Consider the following 19,293-nt stretch of genomic DNA (forward strand, 5'->3'; position numbering starts at 1 on the left):
TCACCACACCGATCATCTTTTGATCTGAGACATGGCGCTTGACCTTGCCAGCATGGCAAGGTTGATCCTGTAGTCATCTTCTACAGGGAGCGTGACCGATGTCCGAATCCACCACTTTCGATCTGCCGATTGCCGGCATGACCTGTGCCAGTTGCGCCGGGCGTGTCGAGCGTGCCTTGAGCAAAGTCATCGGCGCCTCTGCCGTCAGCGTCAACCTGGCCACCGAACAGGCCCGGGTTCAAGCGCCCAGCGACAGCCTGCCGGCCTTGATGGACGCGGTGCAGCAGGCGGGTTACAGCGTGCCGCAGCAGAGCCTGGAGTTGAGCATCGACGGCATGACCTGCGCCTCCTGCGTTGGCCGAGTCGAGCGAGCGCTGGCCAAGGTACCGGGGGTCAAGAGCGTCAGCGTCAACCTGGCCAATGAACGCGCTCACCTCGAACTGCTCGGCCATATCGATCCGCAAACCTTGATCGCTGCCGTGACCAAGGCTGGCTACAGCGCCAGTGTCTGGGAAGTCGAACACCCGCAAACCGATAATCAACAACAACGCCTGCACCGCGAGCGTTGGGCCTTGATCATGGCGATCGTCCTCGCTGCACCGTTGGTGCTACCGATGTTGCTGCAACCGTTCGGCGTGCACTGGATGCTCCCGGCCTGGGTGCAATTCGCGTTGGCCACGCCGGTGCAATTCATCTTCGGTGCACGCTTTTACGTCGCGGCCTGGAAAGCCGTGCGCGCCGGTGCGGGCAATATGGATTTGCTGGTCGCGTTGGGCACCAGCGCCGGTTATGGCTTAAGTCTTTATGAGTGGGCCACCGCCGCCGGGCGCATGCCGCACCTGTATTTCGAAGCCTCGGCGGTGGTGATTGCCTTGGTGCTGCTGGGCAAATACCTGGAAAGCCGCGCCAAACGCCAGACCGCCAGTGCCATTCGCGCCCTCGAAGCCTTGCGTCCGGAACGGGCGATTCAGGTGATCGACGGCCGCGAGCAAGATGTCGCCATCAGCGCCTTGCGTCTGAATGATCTGGTCATGGTCAAACCTGGCGAACGCTTCCCGGTGGACGGTGAAGTGGTCGAAGGCCAGAGCCACGCCGACGAAGCGTTGATCAGCGGCGAAAGCCTGCCGGTGCCCAAGCAACCCGGCGACAAAGTCACCGGCGGCGCGATCAATGGCGAAGGCCGGTTGCTCGTTCGCACACTGGCCTTGGGTGCGGAAACCGTGCTCGCCCGCATCATCCGCCTGGTCGAAGATGCTCAAGCGGCGAAGGCACCGATCCAGAAGCTGGTGGATAAAGTCAGCCAAGTGTTCGTGCCAACGGTGCTGCTGATTGCGTTGGCCACCTTGATCGGTTGGTGGTTGTACGGCGCGCCGATGGAAACGGCGCTGATCAATGCCGTGGCGGTATTGGTGATCGCTTGCCCGTGCGCCCTGGGGCTGGCCACGCCGACAGCGATCATGGCTGGCACCGGCGTGGCGGCGCGCCACGGGATTCTGATCAAGGACGCCGAAGCGTTGGAGCGAGCCCATGAAGTCAGTGCGGTGGTGTTCGACAAGACTGGCACGCTGACGTCGGGTACGCCGCGCATCGCTCATTTGAGCGCAATCAACCATGACGAAGCGGCCCTGCTGCAAATGGCTGGCGCCCTGCAACGCGGCAGCGAACATCCGCTGGCCAAGGCGGTTCTGGACGCTTGCGCCGAACGCGGCTTGACCGTGGCCGATGTCACCGACAGCCAGTCCCTGACCGGCCGTGGCATCGCGGGCACTCTGGACGGTCGTCGATTGGCGCTGGGCAATCGTCGTCTGTTGGAAGAGAGCGGCTTGAGCGCCGGAGAATGGGCTGAGTCTGCTGCCGCGTGGGAAACCGAAGGCCGGACCCTGTCCTGGCTGATCGAGCAAAGCTCCGAACCTCGGGTGCTGGGACTCTTCGCTTTCGGCGACACCCTCAAACCCGGCGCGTTGCAAGCTGTGCAACAACTCAGCGCACGCAACATCAGCAGCCACCTGCTGACCGGCGACAATCGCGGCAGCGCCAAGGTGGTTGCCGAGGCGCTGGGCATCAAGGATGTCCACGCCGAAGTACTGCCGGCGGACAAAGCTGCCACCGTCGCCGAACTGAAAAAAACCGGCGTGGTAGCGATGGTCGGCGACGGCATCAACGATGCACCCGCCCTGGCCGCCGCCGACATCGGCATCGCCATGGGCGGTGGCACCGACGTTGCGATGCACGCGGCCGGGATCACCCTGATGCGCGGCGACCCACGGCTGGTGCCGGCAGCGCTGGAGATCAGCCGCAAGACCTACGCGAAGATTCGTCAGAACCTGTTCTGGGCCTTCGTCTACAACCTGATCGGCATTCCGCTGGCAGCGTTCGGTTTCCTCAACCCGGTGCTGGCCGGTGCGGCCATGGCGTTGTCGAGCGTCAGCGTGGTGAGTAATGCGCTACTGTTGAAAACCTGGAAACCCAAGGATCTGGAGGACAACCGATGAACATCGGCCAAGCGGCCCGCCAAAGCGGCCTGAGCGCGAAGATGATTCGTTATTACGAATCCATCGGCTTGCTCAAGGCCGCCCATCGTACCGACAGCGGCTATCGGGTTTACGGCGACGACGACCTGCACACCCTGGCGTTCATCAAGCGCTCCCGGGACCTGGGGTTCTCACTGGAAGAGGTCGGCAAACTGCTGACCCTCTGGCAGGACCGCCAACGAGCCAGCGCCGACGTGAAGGCCCTGGCCCGTCAGCACATCGACGAGCTGAACCAGAAAATCCGCGAACTCGGCCAACTGCGCGACACCCTGCAGGACCTGGTCGAACACTGCCACGGTGATCACCGTCCCGACTGCCCGATCCTCAAGAACCTGGAGTCGGGCTGTTGCGCACAACCCGCTCGCCCCTGATTGCCAGCCCTTTCACCACCAACAAGGTGGTGAGGGGAATGCCGTGGAACAACAGCACCACGGCACCCGGCGTCCACCACGAATAGAACGGCGCGGCGATCAACATGCCGACGCCGAACCCGGTCATTTGCAGTAGCGTCAAGAAGCTGAAAATCGGCAGGCGCAGGCTGTCCGGTTCACGCTGCAGGCGCGACATCAGGCCGACCTCAGAGAAACCGTCGCCCAACCCCGCCGGCAACGAGAACAACAGCAAACCGTATAGCGTTTGCTGCTGAAACATCAGGATGAAGCCGCAGGACATCAGCAACACCCCAAAGAAAAATCGCCGCTCCAGGTTCACGTTGTCCGAACCCTTCAGCCGGCTGGCGATGCGCGCGCCAATGAGTTTTCCGCTGGCCCAGACCGCCAACATCAGGCCCAGCGTGGTGCTGGCCGACTCGGGCGTCAGCAGTCTGGAAATGATTGGGAACCCCACGTTGTGCGCGGCACTGCCAAGGGTGTCGGCCATCGCGACCGCGAGCATCGCGGCCACCACAGGTGTACTGCGCAGGCCCTGAAGCAGGGCCGCCCATTCACCACGTTTGTGGGTGGGTTCATCACTGGGTGCTGGTTGTGAAAAGCGCAGCGGCACGATGAACAACGCTGCCAACAGATAAGTGACCACGTTCAGCGCAAACACTGTTTCAAAGCCGAATGCTGCCACCAATAGCCCCGACACCAGACTTCCGCCGACCATGGCCGCCGACGACGCCGATGTGATCCAGGCGTTGGTCTTGAGCAGGTGATCGCTTTCGATCAAGTGCGGCAATTGGCTGTTTAGGCCGATGGCGAACATCGAGTTGCCAAATCCCAGACCGAAAGCGATCACCGGTAACAGCAGCATCTGCTGGCCGACAGGTAGCACCAGCAGCAGGCCCAGCAGCCCGGCGCGCAACAGGTCGAAGGCAATCAGCGGCAGGCGCCCGACCCAGCGGCGATAAAACGTCGTACCGATGAGGCTGGCGAAAATCCCACCGGCCACGCGGCTGGCGAGGAAGATGCCGACGCTCATGGCGCTGTTGCTGAGCAGGTAGACGTAGGTGGCCAGGGCGACCATGTTGAGGAAGGCGCCGAAGTCTGAAACCAGGCGGGCGGAGATGATCAGTTGGGCGTTTCGGGTGGAGTTCACATTCAGTCCTTGAGTGTGGTTTTGAGCGGTGAAAGGTAGACGGATTCGGGGTGGATCTGAAAGCGCCCCCCTCACCCTAACCCTCTCCCCGAGGGGCGAGGGGACTGACCGAGGTGTTCTTGGAGCTACATCGACCTGAGATTCCGAGTCGAACTCAGGCTTTGAAAAACATGAACATCTGCTCCCTTTCCCCTCTCCCCGAGGGGTGAGGGGACTGACCGAGGTGTTCTTGGAGCTACATCGACCTGAGAGCCCGAGTCGAACTCAGGCTTTGAAAAACTTGAAGATCGGCTCCCTTTCCCCCTCTCCCCCGTGGGGAGAGGGCTGGGGTGAGGGGTGGCTTTAACTAACACCACAACACAAAGACTTACCATCCACAAAAAACCCGGCCGAAGCCGGGTTTTTCGTTAACCAATCACTGCATCCAGGGCGGAGGCGGCTCTTCGGTTTTGCCTGGTGGCGCATCATCTGCCGCGCGCACCGCTTGCTTGCGCTCTTCATCAAGGCGTGCCGCCTCGATCTCGCGCATGATCCCCCCAACATCGGCCAACTCTTCCGGCTCGTCGAACTCGCCGGTCAAGAGGCTGGCCGGGTGCAAGGTGCCGGCTTCGAACAGGGCCCACATTTCCTTGGCGTACTTGGTCTTTTTCAACTCCGGCGCAAACCGTCCGAAGTAGGACGCCATGTTGCCCACATCCCGCTCCAGCATGCTGAACGCGTGGTTGTTGCCCGCTGCGTCGACCGCTTGCGGCAGATCGATGATCACCGGGCCGGTCGGGGTCAGCAATACGTTGAACTCCGACAGGTCACCGTGCACCAGACCGGTACACAACATCAGCACGATCTGCGAAATCAGGAACGCGTGATACTCGCGCGCCTGATCCGGTTCCAGCACCACGTCGTTCAGACGCGGCGCGGCATCGCCGTACTCATCGGCCACCAGTTCCATCAACAGCACGCCTTCAAGGAAGTCGTAAGGCTGAGGGACCCGAACGCCAGCACCGGCCAGACGGAACAATGCCGCCACTTCGGCATTCTGCCAGGCGTCTTCGGTTTCTTTCTTGCCGAACTTGGAGCCCTTGGCCATCGCACGAGCCTGACGGCTGTTGCGCACCTTGCGGCCTTCCTGATACTCGGCCGCCTGACGGAAACTGCGTTTATTCGCCTCCTTGTAGACCTTCGCGCAACGTAACTCGTTGCCGCAGCGCACCACATAAACAGCTGCTTCTTTACCACTCATGAGTGGGCGCAGCACCTCGTCGACCAGACCGTCCTCGATCAGGGGTTCAATGCGTTTTGGAGTCTTCATCAGCTTTTATTGGGGGTCCTTTATTACCAAACACGCGAAAGTCATTCCTTATACGGCAATCCACTCATTCGGGGGAGGGGTTGCCGACCTATGAACGTTCCTGTGACCGTCAACAAGCACACAATGTGCCGGTTTAATCGGTCACAACCGCCGGTCGTCATCGGCCGCCACAGATCATAGCTGACCCTGCGTCACTTGTTGCTGAAGGGCTAAGCGGGTATTTGCGACAGAAGCTGACATCCCGATTCATACCCTTCGTAGGATTTTTCTTAATAGGCCTCAATTTCCGCCTCGGCCAGCCGAAGTCATCAGAGACAAAGTGATTTGTCCGACAATCGTTTCGGCAATAACAACGATGGCGCACTCACGGAACCGGGTCGATCAACAACGTTTACGGCTGCCAATAATCCGCGAGTCATCTGCACTGCGTGGGCCTACAAGAAAAATCTGGAGCGCGGATGAACATCAAACAGAAGTTGACCTGGGCGTTTGCAATCATCGCCTGCTTGCCGGTGGTGCTGGTCGCTACCCTGGTTGTGCTGAACTTGCGCAGTGATGCCAAGGACAGTTTCGTTGACGGCAGTGGCCGCGAAATTCGTCAGGTCAGCAACGCCATGCAACTGTTCTTTGACGGCATCAGCCAGAACGTGGATTACCTGGCGACCCAACCGCTGATTAAGAACTCCGATGACAGCCTCAAGACCTACATGAGCGCCAACGCCGAGAGCATTCCCCAAGGCGAGATGGACAAGAAGGTTTTCGGCCTCCTTCAGGACCTGGGTAACAGTCACCCGTCCTACGCCTACGCCATCCTCGGCACCGCGGCGGGCGGTTATGTGTCCTGGCCGGACGATGCGAAGCTGAGCAATTACGACCCGCGCCAGCGCCCCTGGTACAAGGCTGCCCAGGCCAAACCGGGCAAACCGTTGCGCACCGAGGCCTATTACTGGGCCCAGGACGACGCGACGTACGTCAGTACCGTGCGCACCATCGACAACAAATTGGGCACCAATGGCGGCGTGGTCAGCATCGACGTGACGCTCAAGCAGCTCACCGAAATCGTCAAACAGATCAAGCTCGGTGAAACCGGTTACCTGATGTTGCTGGAAAACACCGGCACCGTGCTGGTCGATCCGAAGCAACCGGAACACAACTTCAAACCCTTGAGCAGCCTCGGCGAGGGCTACGCGCAACTCGGCAAGGCTGGCAAAGGGCTGGTGGAAGTCGAGCTGAACGGCGAACGCTACATGGCCAACGTCTGGCCGTCGGAGCAGCTGGGCTGGACCTTTGTCGGCCTGATCAAGCAAACCGACGTGATGAGTTCGGCCACCCAGCTGACCTGGCTGATCGCGATCATCGCCGCCGTGCTGGCCGTGTTCTTCGCCATCGTCGGCGCCAGTTTCGCCAGCCTTATCGTGCGACCGATCCGCAGCGTGGCCAGCGGTCTGGAAGGCATCGCCCAAGGTGAAGGCGACCTGACCAAGAACCTGCAAATCCGTGGCAGCGATGAAACCGCGCAACTGGCCAACTGGTTCAATCAGTTCCTGGCAGCGATTCGCAACCTGATCCAGAGCATTGGCGGCGCCGCGACCAAGATCCTCGCCACCTCCAAGAGTTCGACCCAGGTCTCCAGCGACATGGCTGAAGCGGCCGGGCGTCAGCGTGAAGCGGTGGACATGGTTTCCACGGCGTTCCACGAAATGGTCGCCACCGCCAACGAAGTCGCGCGCTCTTGCAGCCAGGCGGCGGAATCGGCCGACAGCGGCCAGCGCCAGGCACGTGAAGGTCAGCAGCAGATTGATGCGGCCGTGACCAGCGTTGATCGCTTGAGCCAGGAAATCGAACAGTCGGCCCAGTCGATGCAACAGCTTGAGCGCGACAGCAACGACATTCAGTCAATCCTCGGGACCATTCGCTCGATTGCCGAACAGACCAACCTGCTGGCGCTGAACGCGGCCATCGAAGCGGCGCGGGCCGGTGAACAGGGTCGTGGGTTTGCGGTGGTGGCCGATGAAGTTCGGGCGCTGGCCAAGCGGACTGCCGATTCCACTGCGGAAATTGATGGTTTGCTGGGCAACCTCGCCAAGCGCACCAGTCAGGTGACTCAGCAAATGCATGCGAGCCTGGAAGTGTCCCAGCAATCGGTGACGCGGATCGGTGAAGCACGCAGCAGCTTCGGGCTGATTCGTGAGTCGGTCGACGTGATCCGCGATATGAACACCCAGATCGCTACCGCGGCGGAAGAACAGCATCAGGTGGCGGAAGACATCAATCGGCACATCAGCCAGATTCATGGTGATGCGCAGTTGGTGGCAGAACTGGCGAACTCGGCGCGGCTGGATTCGCAGAGTCTGGCGGGGTTGTCGAATGAGCTGGATGGGTTGGTTCGGAGGTTCAGGACTTGAGATTGGGGAGGGCTTGAGATCCACCCCTCACCCTAACCCTCTCCCCAGAGGGTAGAGGGGACTGACCGAGTTGTTCTTCGAGCTACATCGACCTGAAATTCCGAGTCGAACTCAGGTCTTGAAAGGCCCCCAATTTGCTCCCTTTCCCCTCTCCCCCGTGGGGAGAGGGCTGGGGTGAGGGGCTGGCTCTCACTGCCGAAACAATTCTCCGGGCGTAAACCCAAACAACCCCTTAAACGCCGCAATAAACGCCGAAGTCGAGTCATACCCGCAAGACAGCGCGGCATTTGTCACGCTGTCCCCCTCCTCCAGCAAACTCAACGACGAGAGCAACCGCATCCGCTGACGCCACCCTCGAAAGCTCAACCCGGTTTCCCGCTGGAACAACCGCATTAAGGTCTTCTCCGACATCCCCAACCGCTCAGCCCACGCCTGCAACGTCACATTGCGCTCAGGGCTTTCGATCAGCTCGTTGCACAATCCCAGCAACCGTTCATGGCGCGGTAACGGTAGCGAGAAGCCGACCTCCGGCAAATGCGCTAACTGGTCCAGCAGCACACTCACCAGCCGCGCTTCCTGGCTGTCGCCCTGTGGATATTCAACCGGCAGCAAACAAAAACTCTTGATCAACTCGCGGGCCAACGGCGTCACTTCCAGCACCCGGCAACGCCCGTCCGCCCATTCACAATCCTCACGGCGCACATAGAGGCTGCGCATTTCGGCGCGCATGGAAGTCACCACCTGGTGTTCGAGATCCGCCGGAATCCAGATGCCCCACTGCGGCGGGGCAAAGAAACTGCCTTCGGCGGTGTGCACGCCGAGAACGCCGCTGATCGCGTAGGAAAACTGCACCCAATCGTGTCGATGCGGCGGCGTCCATGAGCCGGCGTTGAGGCTTTCCGCACGGGCATACAGCGGACGCGGCAACGCCTTCAGCGTTGGAATCGTCCGTTCGAGGGAAAGTTGTCCGTTAGTCGGCATTGATTGGCCTTATGTCGCAAGACGGCTGATGGGGCCGACGTTAGGCTAAGTCACCAATTCTTACAAATGTATTCGGTGCCTGTTATGCATGCCTTCAAACACCTCAAACGCGTGGTCACTGACTGGTTCTTGTGCGGCATGTTGATCGCCACGCTGCTGGCGTATTTCTTCCCGACCTTCGGTGCTACCGGCGGCGGAATGCACGCTGAATACGTGATCAACATCGGCGTGTTCCTGGTGTTCTTTCTGCACGGGGTCAACCTGTCCAGCGAGCAGATCACCCGCGGTCTGAAAAACTGGAAGCTGCACGTGATGGTTCAGGGGTTCACCTTTGCGGTGTTTCCGCTGATCTGGCTGCTCAGTGACAAGCTGTTGGGTTCGCACATTCCGTCGCTGCTGATGCTGGGCTTCCTGTACCTCTGCGCTTTGCCCTCGACCATATCCTCGTCTGTGGCCCTGACCGGCAGCGCGGGCGGCAACGTACCGGCGGCGATTCTCAACGCGAGCCTGTCCAGCGTGCTGGGGATTTTCCTGACGCCGTTGCTGGTGAGTTTCGTGGTCGGCAGCGGCGCGGGCGGTATCGATCTGGGCGCAACCCTGCTCGACCTCTGCGCCATGTTGCTGTTGCCGCTGGTGCTCGGCCAATTGGTTCGGCCGTTCCTCGGCAAGTTCTTCGCCCGCCACAAGCGCTACACCAACATCGTCGACAAGCTGGTGATTCTGTTGCTGGTCTATGCAGCATTCTGCAATTCGATGGTCTCGGGGATGTGGCAAAAACAGGGCAACAGCGTGATCCTCACGGCACTGATCGGCAGTGCGATCCTGCTGGCGATCATCCTGTGGATGACCACCCGCACCGCTCGCGCCTTGAAATTCAGCCCGGCCGATGAAATCGCCGCGGTGTTTTGCGCCAGCAAGAAATCCCTGGCCGCCGGTGCGCCAATGGCGGCGCTGATCTTCGGCGCCAACCCGGGGCTCGGGCTGATCCTGCTGCCGATCATGATTTACCACCCGTTGCAGCTGATCGTCTGCTCGGTCATGGCCGAGAGTTACGCCAACCGCAACCGGCAACTGGCCCAACAACAAAGCACCCCGGCCCTCAGCGCTCGATAATCACTGTCACCCCCTGGCCACCGGCGGCGCAGATCGAGATCAAGCCTCGACCTTTACCCGCCGCATCCAGCAACTTCGCCAGGTTCGCGACGATGCGTGCGCCAGTCGCGGCAAACGGATGCCCCGCCGCCAGTGAACTGCCTTTGACGTTGAGGCGGCTGCGGTCGATGGAGCCCAGTGGCGCATCGAGACCGAGGCGGGTTTTGCAAAATTCCGGATCCTCCCACGCCTTCAGCGTGCAGAGCACCTGCGCGGCGAAGGCTTCGTGGATTTCGTAGTAATCGAAGTCCTGCAATGTCAGGCCGTTGCGCGCCAGCAAACGCGGCACCGCATACACCGGCGCCATCAACAATCCTTCCGCACCGTTGACGAAATCCACCGCCGCCACCTCGCCATCGCGCAAATACGCGAGGATCGGCAGGCCACGTTCCTTGGCCCATTCTTCACTGCCCATCAGCACCAGCGATGCGCCATCGGTGAGCGGCGTCGAGTTACCCGGCGTCAGGGTGCCTTTGGCGCTTTTCTCGAACGCCGGTTTGAGTGAGGCGAGTTTTTCCAGGGTCAGGTCCGGGCGCAGGTTGTTGTCGCGGGTCAGACCGAGGAACGGCGTCATCAAATCGTTGTGCCAGCCTTCGGTGTAGGACGCGGCCATTTTCTGGTGACTTTCCCAGGCCAGTTGGTCCTGTTCGTCGCGCGCAATGTTCCAGGCCTGGGCCATCAACTCGCAGTGCTCACCCATCGACAGGCCAGTGCGTGGCTCGTTGATGGTTGGCAGATCCGGGATCAGGTGACGGGGCCGCAGTTGCAGGAAGGCTTTCAGTTTGTCGGCAGTGGTTTTGGCGCGGTTGGCCTGCAGGAGGATTTTGCGCAGGCCTTCGTTGACGCCGATCGGCACGTCGGAGGCGGTGTCGACGCCGCCAGCGATTGCGGACTCGATCTGGCCCAGCGCGATTTTATTCGCCGCCAGCAGCGTCGCTTCCAGACCGGTGCCGCACGCCTGCTGAATGTCGTAGGCCGGGGTGGTTGGCGCCAGCCGCGAGCCGAGTACACATTCGCGGGTCAGGCTCATATCCCGGGAGTGCTTGGCCACCGCCCCCGCCGCCACTTCGCCCAGGCGCAAACCGTGCAGGTTGTAGCGTTCTATCAGGCCTTCGAGCGCGGCGGTGAGCATCGCCTTATTACTGGCGGTGGTGTACGGCCCGTTGGAACGGGCGAAGGGGATACGGTTACCACCAATAATCGCAACGCGGCGCAGCTGAGTCATGAAAAGCTTCCTATTCTGTGAAGGCCATAACCCACAAGCGTAGGCCTAATCTCGTGAATCGAACGACTGATTGCGATTCATGGTCCACACTTTGAACCCCAGCTGCTGGAGCGCGTTCCATGTCTGACCGTTATATCGACTTCGCCAATTCGTCCATCGGCCATCGTGTGGTCGGGGCCCTGGGTCTGCCGTCGCCGGTTCGGCTGGAGCGCTGGCAAGCAGGCCGGCTGCGGCCTGTAGAGGGGGCGCTGTTGATAGGCGGAGGCCCGTTGACGGAGAACATCGGCACCTTCGCCAACCGCCTGACCGACGCGATCTACAGCTACGGCACCGAGCCTTCACTGGCCACCGCGTGGATTCCCGGCCACGGCCCCAAACTCAAAGCCGTGGTGTTCGACGCCAGCAACCTGGTGCAAACCGATCAACTCAAACAGCTGCGCGAGTTCTTCCAGCCGTTGATTAAAAACCTTGATCACAGCGCGCACCTGGTGATTCTGGGTCGCGCGCCGGAGACCTTGAGCGATCCGTTCGCCGCCAGTGCCCAGCGAGCGCTGGAAGGCTTCAGCCGTTCGTTGGCCAAGGAGCTGCGCAGCGGCGGCACCTTGCAGCTGATCTATGTCGGCGAAGGGGCGGAGGATCAACTGGAAGGCCCGCTGAGGTTTTTCCTCTCGCCCAAAAGTGCGTTCGTTTCCGGACAAGTGATTCGCTTGAATGCCTGCGACACGCAGGTGGCGGACTGGACTCGCCCATTGTCTGGCCGTAAGGCTCTGGTCACGGGTGCTGCGCGCGGCATCGGCGCCTCCATCGCCGAAACCCTGGCCCGCGATGGGGCCGAAGTGATCCTGCTCGATGTAGCACCGGCCAAGACTGACCTCGAAGCCCTCGCCGCACGCCTCGGCGGGCGCAGCATTACCCTGGACATTTGCGCCGAAGACGCCGCCGCGCAGTTGGTCGAGCAACTGCCCGACGGCATCGACATCGTGGTCCACAACGCCGGCATCACCCGGGATAAAACCCTGGCCAACATGACCCCGGAATTCTGGGACGCGGTGCTGGCGGTCAACCTCAATGCGCCGCAAGTGCTGACCAAGGCACTGCTCGACAGCAGCACCCTGCACGACAACGGCCGGGTGATCCTGCTGGCGTCCATCAGCGGCATCGCCGGCAATCGCGGGCAAACCAATTACGCCGCGAGCAAGGCCGGGCTGATCGGTCTGGCCCAGGCCTGGGCGCCGCTGCTGAATCAGCGCGGCATCAGCATCAATGCGGTAGCACCCGGTTTCATCGAAACCCAGATGACCGCGCACCTTCCGTTCGGCGTGCGTGAGGCCGGGCGACGCATGAGTTCGCTGGGCCAGGGTGGCCTGCCGCAAGACGTCGCCGAAGCGGTGGCGTGGCTGGCTCAACCGGGCACCGGCGCGTTCACCGGGCAAGCGTTGCGAGTGTGCGGACAAAGTGTTTTGGGGGCTTAGGCATGATCATCGATTGGCACCTACTCAACCGCGAACCGAGCCTGTCGGGACTGTACGTGCGGGCCGCGACGCGACGCAAAATCACCGGCACCACCCTGCCCGATTCGGGTTTGCGCTGCTGGATCAATGTCGATCCGAAGCGCCTGGCGGACTATCGCAAGGTCTGCGGTTTTGCCGAGAACGGTTTGTTGCCGCCAACCTATCCACACATCCTCGCGTTCGCCTTGCAGATGCAGTTGCTGACGGCCAAGGAGTTTCCATTTCCGCTGCTGGGGTTGATTCACCTGAGCAACCGCATTCGCATCTTTCGCCCAATGGGCGGTGTGAATCGCGTGCGGGTCAGCGTTCAGGTGCAAAACCTTCAGCCACATGAAAAGGGCGCGACTTTCGATTTGGTGACCACGCTCGACGATCAGCTAGGGGCGTTGTGGGAAGCCGAAAGCCAGATGTTGTGCCGCGGGGTCAAACTCGAAGGCGAGCCCGTAGAAGACGTGTTGGCATCGACGCTGGAAATGTCGGAAGTGGCGCACTGGAAAGCGCCGTCGGACATTGGGCGGCAGTACGCCAAAGTGTCCGGCGACTACAACCCGATCCACCTGAGTGCCGTCAGCGCCAAACTCTTCGGTTTCCCGACGGCCATCGCCCATGGGTTGTGGAACAAGGCGCGTACCCTTGCGGCGCTTTCCGATTATCTGCCGGCGGCGAATGTCGAGATTGCGGTGCAGTTTCGCAAACCGGTGCGGTTGCCCAGTGAAGTGACATTACTGGCCAGTGCGGCAGGGTCGAGCGGGGATTTGCTGTTGGTGGGTGCGGGGGGGCTTGAACATATGGCGGGGCATTGGCGGCCGGTTGCCTGACCTGATCGCTCCCTTGCTCTGCGTTCGGCTCTTGGGACGCAGAGCGTCCCTGGCTGCATTCCCACGCAGAGCGTGGGAACGATCAATCACGGACTGACTAAATCCACGCGCGGCAGTGGAAACAAATTATTCAACGTCTCCAACAACCGCACGTGATAAATCGGCTTGCGAAACAGGTCGAGCACCTGCAACCGCAACATGTCACTGACATCCTCCATATCCGCATGCCCCGACGTCACAATCACCGGCAAATGCTGGCGGGACGTGTGCTCGCGCAACCGCTTGATCAACGACATGCCACTCTCCTCCGGCATCCGCAGATCAGTGATCACCAACGCAATATCAGGGTGACGCGTCAGATGTTGCAACGCGAGTTTGACCGAGGTGGCGGTAAAACAATTGAATCCCTCGCCCTCCAGCAATTCCGCCAATTCCAGCAGCGCATCCTCCTCATCATCGACCAGAAGAAGCTGTTGGCGTGGAAGTGAGGGAGCGTTCATGGGCAACACCTGCAATGGACTGAGCGCTGACGTTAGAAGCCCTTTGCGGGATTAGCAAGTAGCTGACCATTGACAGCAGGCAGGTCAAAGCGCGTTTTTGATAGTGGTAAACATGGTGGTGACAGACGTGGAGATCGGCGTCACAAACGCCGCTAAAGCGACTGCCACCATGCCCGCAATAATGGCGTATTCGATACCCGAAGCACCCTCGGTATCTTTGGCCAGGCCTTTGTAAAAAGCGATTTCGGATTTGATCTTCTGAGCAATCTTGATAAAGGACATGGCAGTTCTCCTGAAAGACGACGGGTGTTGCACAGTCGCAACATGGTTCCCCTTTGCCAGCATCAGCATTGTCGGCATTCCCCGTGCCCACAACTGTAAGAACGAATTATCACTAAAGTATTAGTCGCTTCGTTGACGCCAAAAAAGCCTCATTTGCGCCCTGCCCCCTTACTTTCGTTAGTTATTTTCAGGCCCGTAATGGCTTTTTGCTCTAGCTGAGCTACCGTCAAATAGCGAAATAGTTCCATTTTATTGCTGCCTGATTGCGAAGTTGACTCGTTGGATGCGATGAGGTCTCAAGCAGCAGGAAAGGGAGAGCCATCACGAACAGTCGTATCACTCTGGGCCTGGCTGGTTTGTTTCTGGTGGGCGCCATTATTGCCGGTTACTGGGGCCTCACGCTGAGCCGCCAACCCGCTCCCGAGCCTGTCGTGCAATCCGCAATCGTCACGCCTGCACCCATCGCCCAGACGCCGGCCCCCGTAGACGACCCCACTCGCCAACCGGTGGTGGTGCTGCTGCATGACGTGCCACCGTTCGTGCCGATCAGCGCCGCCGACGTGACCCTGGAAAAACTCCGTACCGTCCCGACCGGCAGCCTGAGCCGCCTCGATCAAGCGATTGGCCGCACGCCCTGGCGCGCCCTCAGCGCCGGCACCTGGCTCAATGATGAAAGCTTTGAAGCCGGCGGCAGACTGGCGCGGATGATTCGTCCCGATGAACGCGCCCTTGCCGTCGCGGTGGATGAAGTGATCAATGCCGGTGGGCAACTGACACCGGGGGACTATGTCGATGTGCTGCTGTTTCTGCGCATGGACAACAACAACCTTCAGCCGTCGGCGCAACTGGTGGTGCCGGCCTTGCGGGTGCTCGGGGTGGGCGAACAGATGGGGTTGACCAACGACGGTCAACCCGCAAGCCCGGCCCGCAGCCTCGAAGAAAAACTCCGGCAGGAACAATTGCGCGCCAGCGCCCGCAGCGTCTTGCTTGCCGTCCCCGAACAACTATTGAGCCGCCTGATGTTAGCGGCCCAGGCCGGCGTGTTGCGCCTGGCCGTACGCAGCGCCGATGAAAAACGTCTGGCTCGTTACTGGGCCGGCGAACGCGATTCATCGGCCAATCTTGCCAATGCCAACCGCGAGTTGATCCAGTTCAGCCAACTGGCCATGACGCCCCCACCCAAACCTGTCGTCACCCACGGCGGCACAGCACCGCGCAAGTCGAGCGTGGAAGTCATCCGCGGCAACGAAATTACCCAACAAACCCCCTGAATCGAGCAAGGACGCATCTAAATGCGCAGTCGTTCCATGCCCCTTTTTCAAGGCCTGCTCTGGATCTCTTTACTGAGCGGCGTGCCGCTTGGCGTAACGTTCGCCGCCGCCGGCAATTGCGCCGCGCTGGGTTCGTTGCCTGCAGTGCTGGAAGTCAGTGAAGGGCTGCAACAGGAGGTGCAATCGCCGGTAGCAATCACTCGGGTGGCGGTGGGTGACCCGAAAATCGCCGACGTGCGAGTCAACGGCAATCAAGCGTTTCTGCTAACCGGGATGGCCCCCGGCGCGACCAGCCTGATGGTCTGGACCGCCTGCGCCAGCGCTCCGCGCCAAAGCATGGTGTTCGTTCAGGGCAAGGCCACCGCGGCGATGACCAGCGCAACACGGTTACCCTCTGATGACCCACTGCTACCGTCGCAAGTACAGACCGACATTCGTTTTGTCGAAGTCAGCCGGACCAAACTGAAAGAGGCCGGCACGTCGATTTTCGGCAAGGGCTCGAACAACTTCCTGTTCGGCGCACCCGGTACCGTGCCCAACACGGCCGTGACGCCGGGCGTGGTGCCGCTGCCCAACATTAATCCCCGGATCGCGGTGCCCAGCATCCCGTTGCTCAACGACAGCTTCAACATTGTCTGGGGTGGTGGCAGCAGCAAATTCCTCGGCATCGTCAACGCCCTGGAAGGCAGCGGCTTCGCCTACACCCTGGCACGGCCGAGCCTGGTGGCCCTCAGCGGGCAGAGCGCGAGCTTCCTGGCCGGTGGTGAGATTCCGATCCCGGTGCCCAGCGCCAACAGCAACAGCTACTCCATCGAATACAAGGAATTCGGCATCCGCCTGACGCTCACACCGACCGTGGTCAGCCACGACCGCATCACCCTCAAAGTGGCGCCGGAGGTCAGCGAACTCGACTTCAACAATGGCGTGACCATCGGCGGCACCACCGTCCCGGCGTTCACCATTCGCCGCACCGACACCAGCATCTCGCTGGCCGATGGCGAGAGTTTCGTCATCAGCGGTTTGATCAGCACTCACAACATTTCGCAAGTCAGCAAGTTTCCAGGCCTGGGCGATATCCCGATTCTCGGTGCGTTTTTTCGCACCTCATCGGTCAACCGCGAAGAGCGTGAACTGCTGATGATCGTCACGCCGCACCTGGTCCAACCGTTGGCTGCCAACGCACAACTGCCGTCGTTGCCGGGTGAAAAGCTGCGCAACTATGACCCGAACTGGTATCGCTTGTACTTCCTCGAAAACGGCGACTTCGATAAACGCAGCGGATTATCGCAATGAGCCAGAGCCAGAACCTGAGCCAGACTTTCCTCGCGATCACGCGCAACAGAACCGACCTTGAGTGGCTGCAAGGCTCCCTCGCCCCGTTGGGCCAAGTGGTCAGCGCCGGCAGTGGCAGCCTCGACGAGTTGCTGGCGCTGGTGGACGTGACCTTCGCCAGCCTGGTGTTCATCGGCCTGGACCGCGAACACGTGGTGGCCCAAAGCGCACTGATCGAAGGCGCCCTGGAAGCCAAACCGATGCTGGCGATCGTCGCGCTGGGCGATGGCATGGACAACCAACTCGTGCTCAATGCCATGCGCGCCGGTGCGCGGGATTTCGTGGCCTATGGTTCGCGCTCCAGTGAAGTCGCGGGGTTGGTGCGACGGCTGAGCAAACGCCTGCCGCCCGTGGCCCCGAACACCCAAATGGGTGGCCTGACGGTGCTCTACGGTGTGCAGATCAACGCCGACGGCGCGCTGCTCGCCACGCACTTGGCGCAAGTGGTGCACAAGAGCGGACAGCAAACGCTGTTGCTGGACCTGGGCCTGCCGCGCGGTGACAGCCTGGCCTTGCTCGGGCTGGAGAGTTCGTTCCACTTCGGCGATGCACTCCGGCACTTGCGGCGCCTCGACTCAACGCTGATCGACAGCGCGTTCACCAACTGCGCCGCCGGGTTGCGGATCCTCGCCTACGCCAACCACGATGAGCCGCTGGAACACACCAGCACCGCCGAGTTGTACATGCTGCTCAGCGCCCTGCGCCAACACTTCCAGCACATCGTGGTGAACCTGACTGGCCAGCCGGACAGCGAAGCGCTACGCACCTTCGTCACCCATTGCGACAAGTTGCTGTGGTACACCGATCAGAACGTACTCGACTGCCGTCGCAACCTGGCGGTACTCAGCCTGTGGCGTGAAAAAGGCATGAAGCTCGATCACGCCAGGCTGCTGGTGGATCGCTACCTGCGCAACGTCGCACCGGACGCCGACACCCTGAGCAAAAGCTTCGGCATGGAGATCATCGCGACCCTCGTCTACAGCCCGGAAGTTCGACTTAACGCCAAGAACCAAGGTGTGACGCTGTTTGAACTGGCCCCCCGCGAAGGCCTGACTCAAAGCCTGCGCGCCCTCGGCGATCAGTTGGCCAAGCGCTCCGAGGGTCTGGCCAAACCCAAGTCTGGCTGGTTCAACCGGTTGAGGGGTGCGCAATGAACGGTGAAAAACTCTTCGGTGCCCCTGTACGCACCACCAGCGGCAACACCGACCACGAAGGTCTGAAACTGGTGCTGCACCGCTACATCATCGACGCCATCGAAGAGTCCGGCAAAAACCTGCTGGAGGGTTCGCGGCAGGTGCTCTCGCAGTTTGTCATCGACAAGGTTGCCGAGTACATCGCCCGGCTGCACCTGGCGATTTCCCGCTATGAAATGGAGCGCCTGGCCGAAGAAATCGTCGACGAACTCACCGGTTTCGGCCCTTTGGAAGTGCTGCTGCGAGACCCGGCGGTGACGGAGATTCTGGTCAACGGCCCGCACCGGGTGTTCATTGAACGCGACGGCGTACTGCATCAAAGCGACCTGCGCTTCATCGATGCACATCACGTCGAACGGGTCATGCAACGGATCCTCGCGCCCCTCGGTCGACGGCTCGATGAGTCGTCGCCCATGGTCGACGCACGACTGCCCGACGGAAGCCGGGTCAACGCGATCATTCCACCGATTGCCCTCGATGGTCCCTGCCTGTCGATACGTAAATTTCGCAAGGACATGCTCAAAAGCTCGGACCTGATGGCGATGCAAACCATCGATCAGGCGATCTTCGACTTTATTCAGGAGGCCGTGGGCAAGCGCTGCAACATCCTGATCAGCGGCGGCACCGGCACCGGCAAAACCACGCTGCTGAACATTCTCAGCCAGTTGATCAACCCTCACGAACGAATCGTCACCATCGAAGACGTCGCCGAACTGCAACTGGGCCACCCTCACGTGGTGCGTCTGGAAACCCGACCGCCGAATGCCGAAGGCCACGGCGAAGTGAAGTCCAGCGACCTGATTCGCAACGCCCTGCGGATGCGCCCGGACCGAATCATCCTCGGCGAGATTCGAGGCGTCGAAGTGGTGGACGTACTCACTGCAATGAACACCGGCCACGACGGTTCCATGAGCACCGTGCACGCCAACAACGCCCAGGATGCGCTGTTGCGCCTGGAGACATTGGTGGGCCTGACGGGTCGCACCATCGCCGAACGGACATTGCGGCAAATGATCTGCGCCGCACTGGACGTAGTGATCCAGCTGACGCGCATGCCCGACGGTCGCCGCTGCGTCAGCGAAGTGGTGGAGGTGATCGGCTTGCGTGATGACGTGTATGTCACCAACACGTTGTTCCGGCTCGACCGGCGCAGCGGTTTCGGATTCATGCGCGAGGCGGTCAACCCCGCCGGCGACAAACTGCGCCGTGAGTTGGCGCTCACTCCCTCCGCTTACTGAAGGCCA

At 61.0% G+C, this 19,293-nt stretch carries 16 protein-coding genes and 1 pseudogene; 11 read left to right on the forward strand and 6 right to left on the reverse strand.

All coding sequences use genetic code 11. From position 1 onward, the window contains the following. Positions 1 to 98 precede the first annotated feature (98 nt). Together ABH912_RS16970 and cueR are read left to right on the forward strand one after the other, a co-directional pair. Positions 99 to 2,492, forward strand: a complete 2,394-nt coding sequence (locus ABH912_RS16970) for a heavy metal translocating P-type ATPase (RefSeq protein WP_429511185.1) — start codon at positions 99 to 101, stop codon at positions 2,490 to 2,492. After that, positions 2,489 to 2,902, forward strand: coding sequence for a Cu(I)-responsive transcriptional regulator (cueR, locus tag ABH912_RS16975; protein WP_008156539.1), 414 nt, complete (start codon positions 2,489 to 2,491; stop codon positions 2,900 to 2,902). Before ABH912_RS16970 ends, cueR begins: the two co-directional genes overlap by 4 nt. Here cueR and ABH912_RS16980 read toward each other — a convergent pair. Both ABH912_RS16980 and ABH912_RS16985 read right to left on the reverse strand, forming a co-directional pair. Continuing rightward, positions 2,856 to 4,070 (reverse strand): MFS transporter, encoded by a 1,215-nt coding sequence (locus ABH912_RS16980; protein ID WP_429511186.1) that lies wholly within the window; start codon positions 4,068 to 4,070, stop codon positions 2,856 to 2,858. The genes cueR and ABH912_RS16980 overlap by 47 nt on opposite strands. Positions 4,071 to 4,485: 415 nt before the next feature. Beyond that, complete coding sequence (locus ABH912_RS16985) at positions 4,486 to 5,379, reverse strand: PA4780 family RIO1-like protein kinase (protein ID WP_033059517.1); 894 nt, start codon at positions 5,377 to 5,379, stop codon at positions 4,486 to 4,488. Positions 5,380 to 5,837: 458 nt separating this feature from the next. On the opposite strand from ABH912_RS16985, the pseudogene ABH912_RS16990 reads away from it, so the two are divergent. Both ABH912_RS16990 and ABH912_RS16995 read left to right on the forward strand, forming a co-directional pair. Next, positions 5,838 to 6,926, forward strand: a pseudogene (locus ABH912_RS16990) (cache domain-containing protein); the annotation flags it as partial. Between the two features lie 129 nt (positions 6,927 to 7,055). Further along, positions 7,056 to 7,784, forward strand: a complete 729-nt coding sequence (locus ABH912_RS16995) for a methyl-accepting chemotaxis protein (RefSeq protein ID WP_371917828.1) — start codon at positions 7,056 to 7,058, stop codon at positions 7,782 to 7,784. A gap of 189 nt (positions 7,785 to 7,973) precedes the next feature. Here the strand turns inward: ABH912_RS16995 and ABH912_RS17000 are convergent, their stop codons facing one another. After that, the gene (locus tag ABH912_RS17000) at positions 7,974 to 8,765 is read right to left on the reverse strand and encodes an AraC family transcriptional regulator (RefSeq protein ID WP_429511187.1); all 792 of its coding nucleotides are present in this window, start codon (positions 8,763 to 8,765) and stop codon (positions 7,974 to 7,976) included. A gap of 84 nt (positions 8,766 to 8,849) precedes the next feature. Here ABH912_RS17000 and ABH912_RS17005 point away from each other — a divergent pair, with 84 nt between their 5' ends. Next, the gene (locus ABH912_RS17005; protein ID WP_429511188.1) at positions 8,850 to 9,878 is read left to right on the forward strand and encodes a bile acid:sodium symporter family protein; all 1,029 of its coding nucleotides are present in this window, start codon (positions 8,850 to 8,852) and stop codon (positions 9,876 to 9,878) included. Here ABH912_RS17005 and ABH912_RS17010 read toward each other — a convergent pair. Continuing rightward, positions 9,865 to 11,142, reverse strand: coding sequence for an acetyl-CoA C-acetyltransferase (locus tag ABH912_RS17010; protein WP_033059525.1), 1,278 nt, complete (start codon positions 11,140 to 11,142; stop codon positions 9,865 to 9,867). The two genes, ABH912_RS17005 and ABH912_RS17010, sit on opposite strands and share 14 nt — an antisense overlap. 119 nt (positions 11,143 to 11,261) lie before the next feature. On the opposite strand from ABH912_RS17010, the gene ABH912_RS17015 reads away from it, so the two are divergent. Beyond that, positions 11,262 to 12,614, forward strand: a complete 1,353-nt coding sequence (locus ABH912_RS17015; RefSeq protein WP_429511189.1) for a 3-oxoacyl-ACP reductase — start codon at positions 11,262 to 11,264, stop codon at positions 12,612 to 12,614. A gap of 2 nt (positions 12,615 to 12,616) precedes the next feature. Next, positions 12,617 to 13,471 (forward strand): MaoC/PaaZ C-terminal domain-containing protein, encoded by an 855-nt coding sequence (locus ABH912_RS17020; RefSeq protein WP_429511190.1) that lies wholly within the window; start codon positions 12,617 to 12,619, stop codon positions 13,469 to 13,471. Positions 13,472 to 13,557: 86 nt separating this feature from the next. Here the strand turns inward: ABH912_RS17020 and ABH912_RS17025 are convergent, their stop codons facing one another. After that, positions 13,558 to 13,971, reverse strand: coding sequence for a response regulator (locus ABH912_RS17025; RefSeq protein WP_033059532.1), 414 nt, complete (start codon positions 13,969 to 13,971; stop codon positions 13,558 to 13,560). Between the two features lie 84 nt (positions 13,972 to 14,055). After that, the gene (locus tag ABH912_RS17030; protein ID WP_033059533.1) at positions 14,056 to 14,253 is read right to left on the reverse strand and encodes a Flp family type IVb pilin; all 198 of its coding nucleotides are present in this window, start codon (positions 14,251 to 14,253) and stop codon (positions 14,056 to 14,058) included. Positions 14,254 to 14,573: 320 nt separating this feature from the next. On the opposite strand from ABH912_RS17030, the gene cpaB reads away from it, so the two are divergent. The 4 genes from cpaB to ABH912_RS17050 are packed head-to-tail and all read left to right on the forward strand — an operon-like array spanning position 14,574 to position 19,287. Further along, on the forward strand, positions 14,574 to 15,524 hold the full coding sequence (gene cpaB / locus ABH912_RS17035) for a Flp pilus assembly protein CpaB (RefSeq protein WP_429513119.1): 951 nt from the start codon (positions 14,574 to 14,576) through the stop codon (positions 15,522 to 15,524). Positions 15,525 to 15,545: 21 nt separating this feature from the next. Further along, complete coding sequence (locus ABH912_RS17040) at positions 15,546 to 16,817, forward strand: type II and III secretion system protein family protein (protein ID WP_033059538.1); 1,272 nt, start codon at positions 15,546 to 15,548, stop codon at positions 16,815 to 16,817. Further along, positions 16,814 to 18,010 (forward strand): AAA family ATPase, encoded by a 1,197-nt coding sequence (locus tag ABH912_RS17045; RefSeq protein WP_033059539.1) that lies wholly within the window; start codon positions 16,814 to 16,816, stop codon positions 18,008 to 18,010. Before ABH912_RS17040 ends, ABH912_RS17045 begins: the two co-directional genes overlap by 4 nt. Beyond that, entirely contained in the window at positions 18,007 to 19,287 is a 1,281-nt protein-coding gene (locus ABH912_RS17050; RefSeq protein ID WP_033059541.1) for a CpaF family protein, read from the forward strand. Before ABH912_RS17045 ends, ABH912_RS17050 begins: the two co-directional genes overlap by 4 nt. Positions 19,288 to 19,293 lie beyond the last annotated feature (6 nt).

The organism is Pseudomonas sp. BT76 TE3572 (assembly GCF_050435365.1).
GTDB lineage: Bacteria > Pseudomonadota > Gammaproteobacteria > Pseudomonadales > Pseudomonadaceae > Aquipseudomonas > Aquipseudomonas fluorescens_W.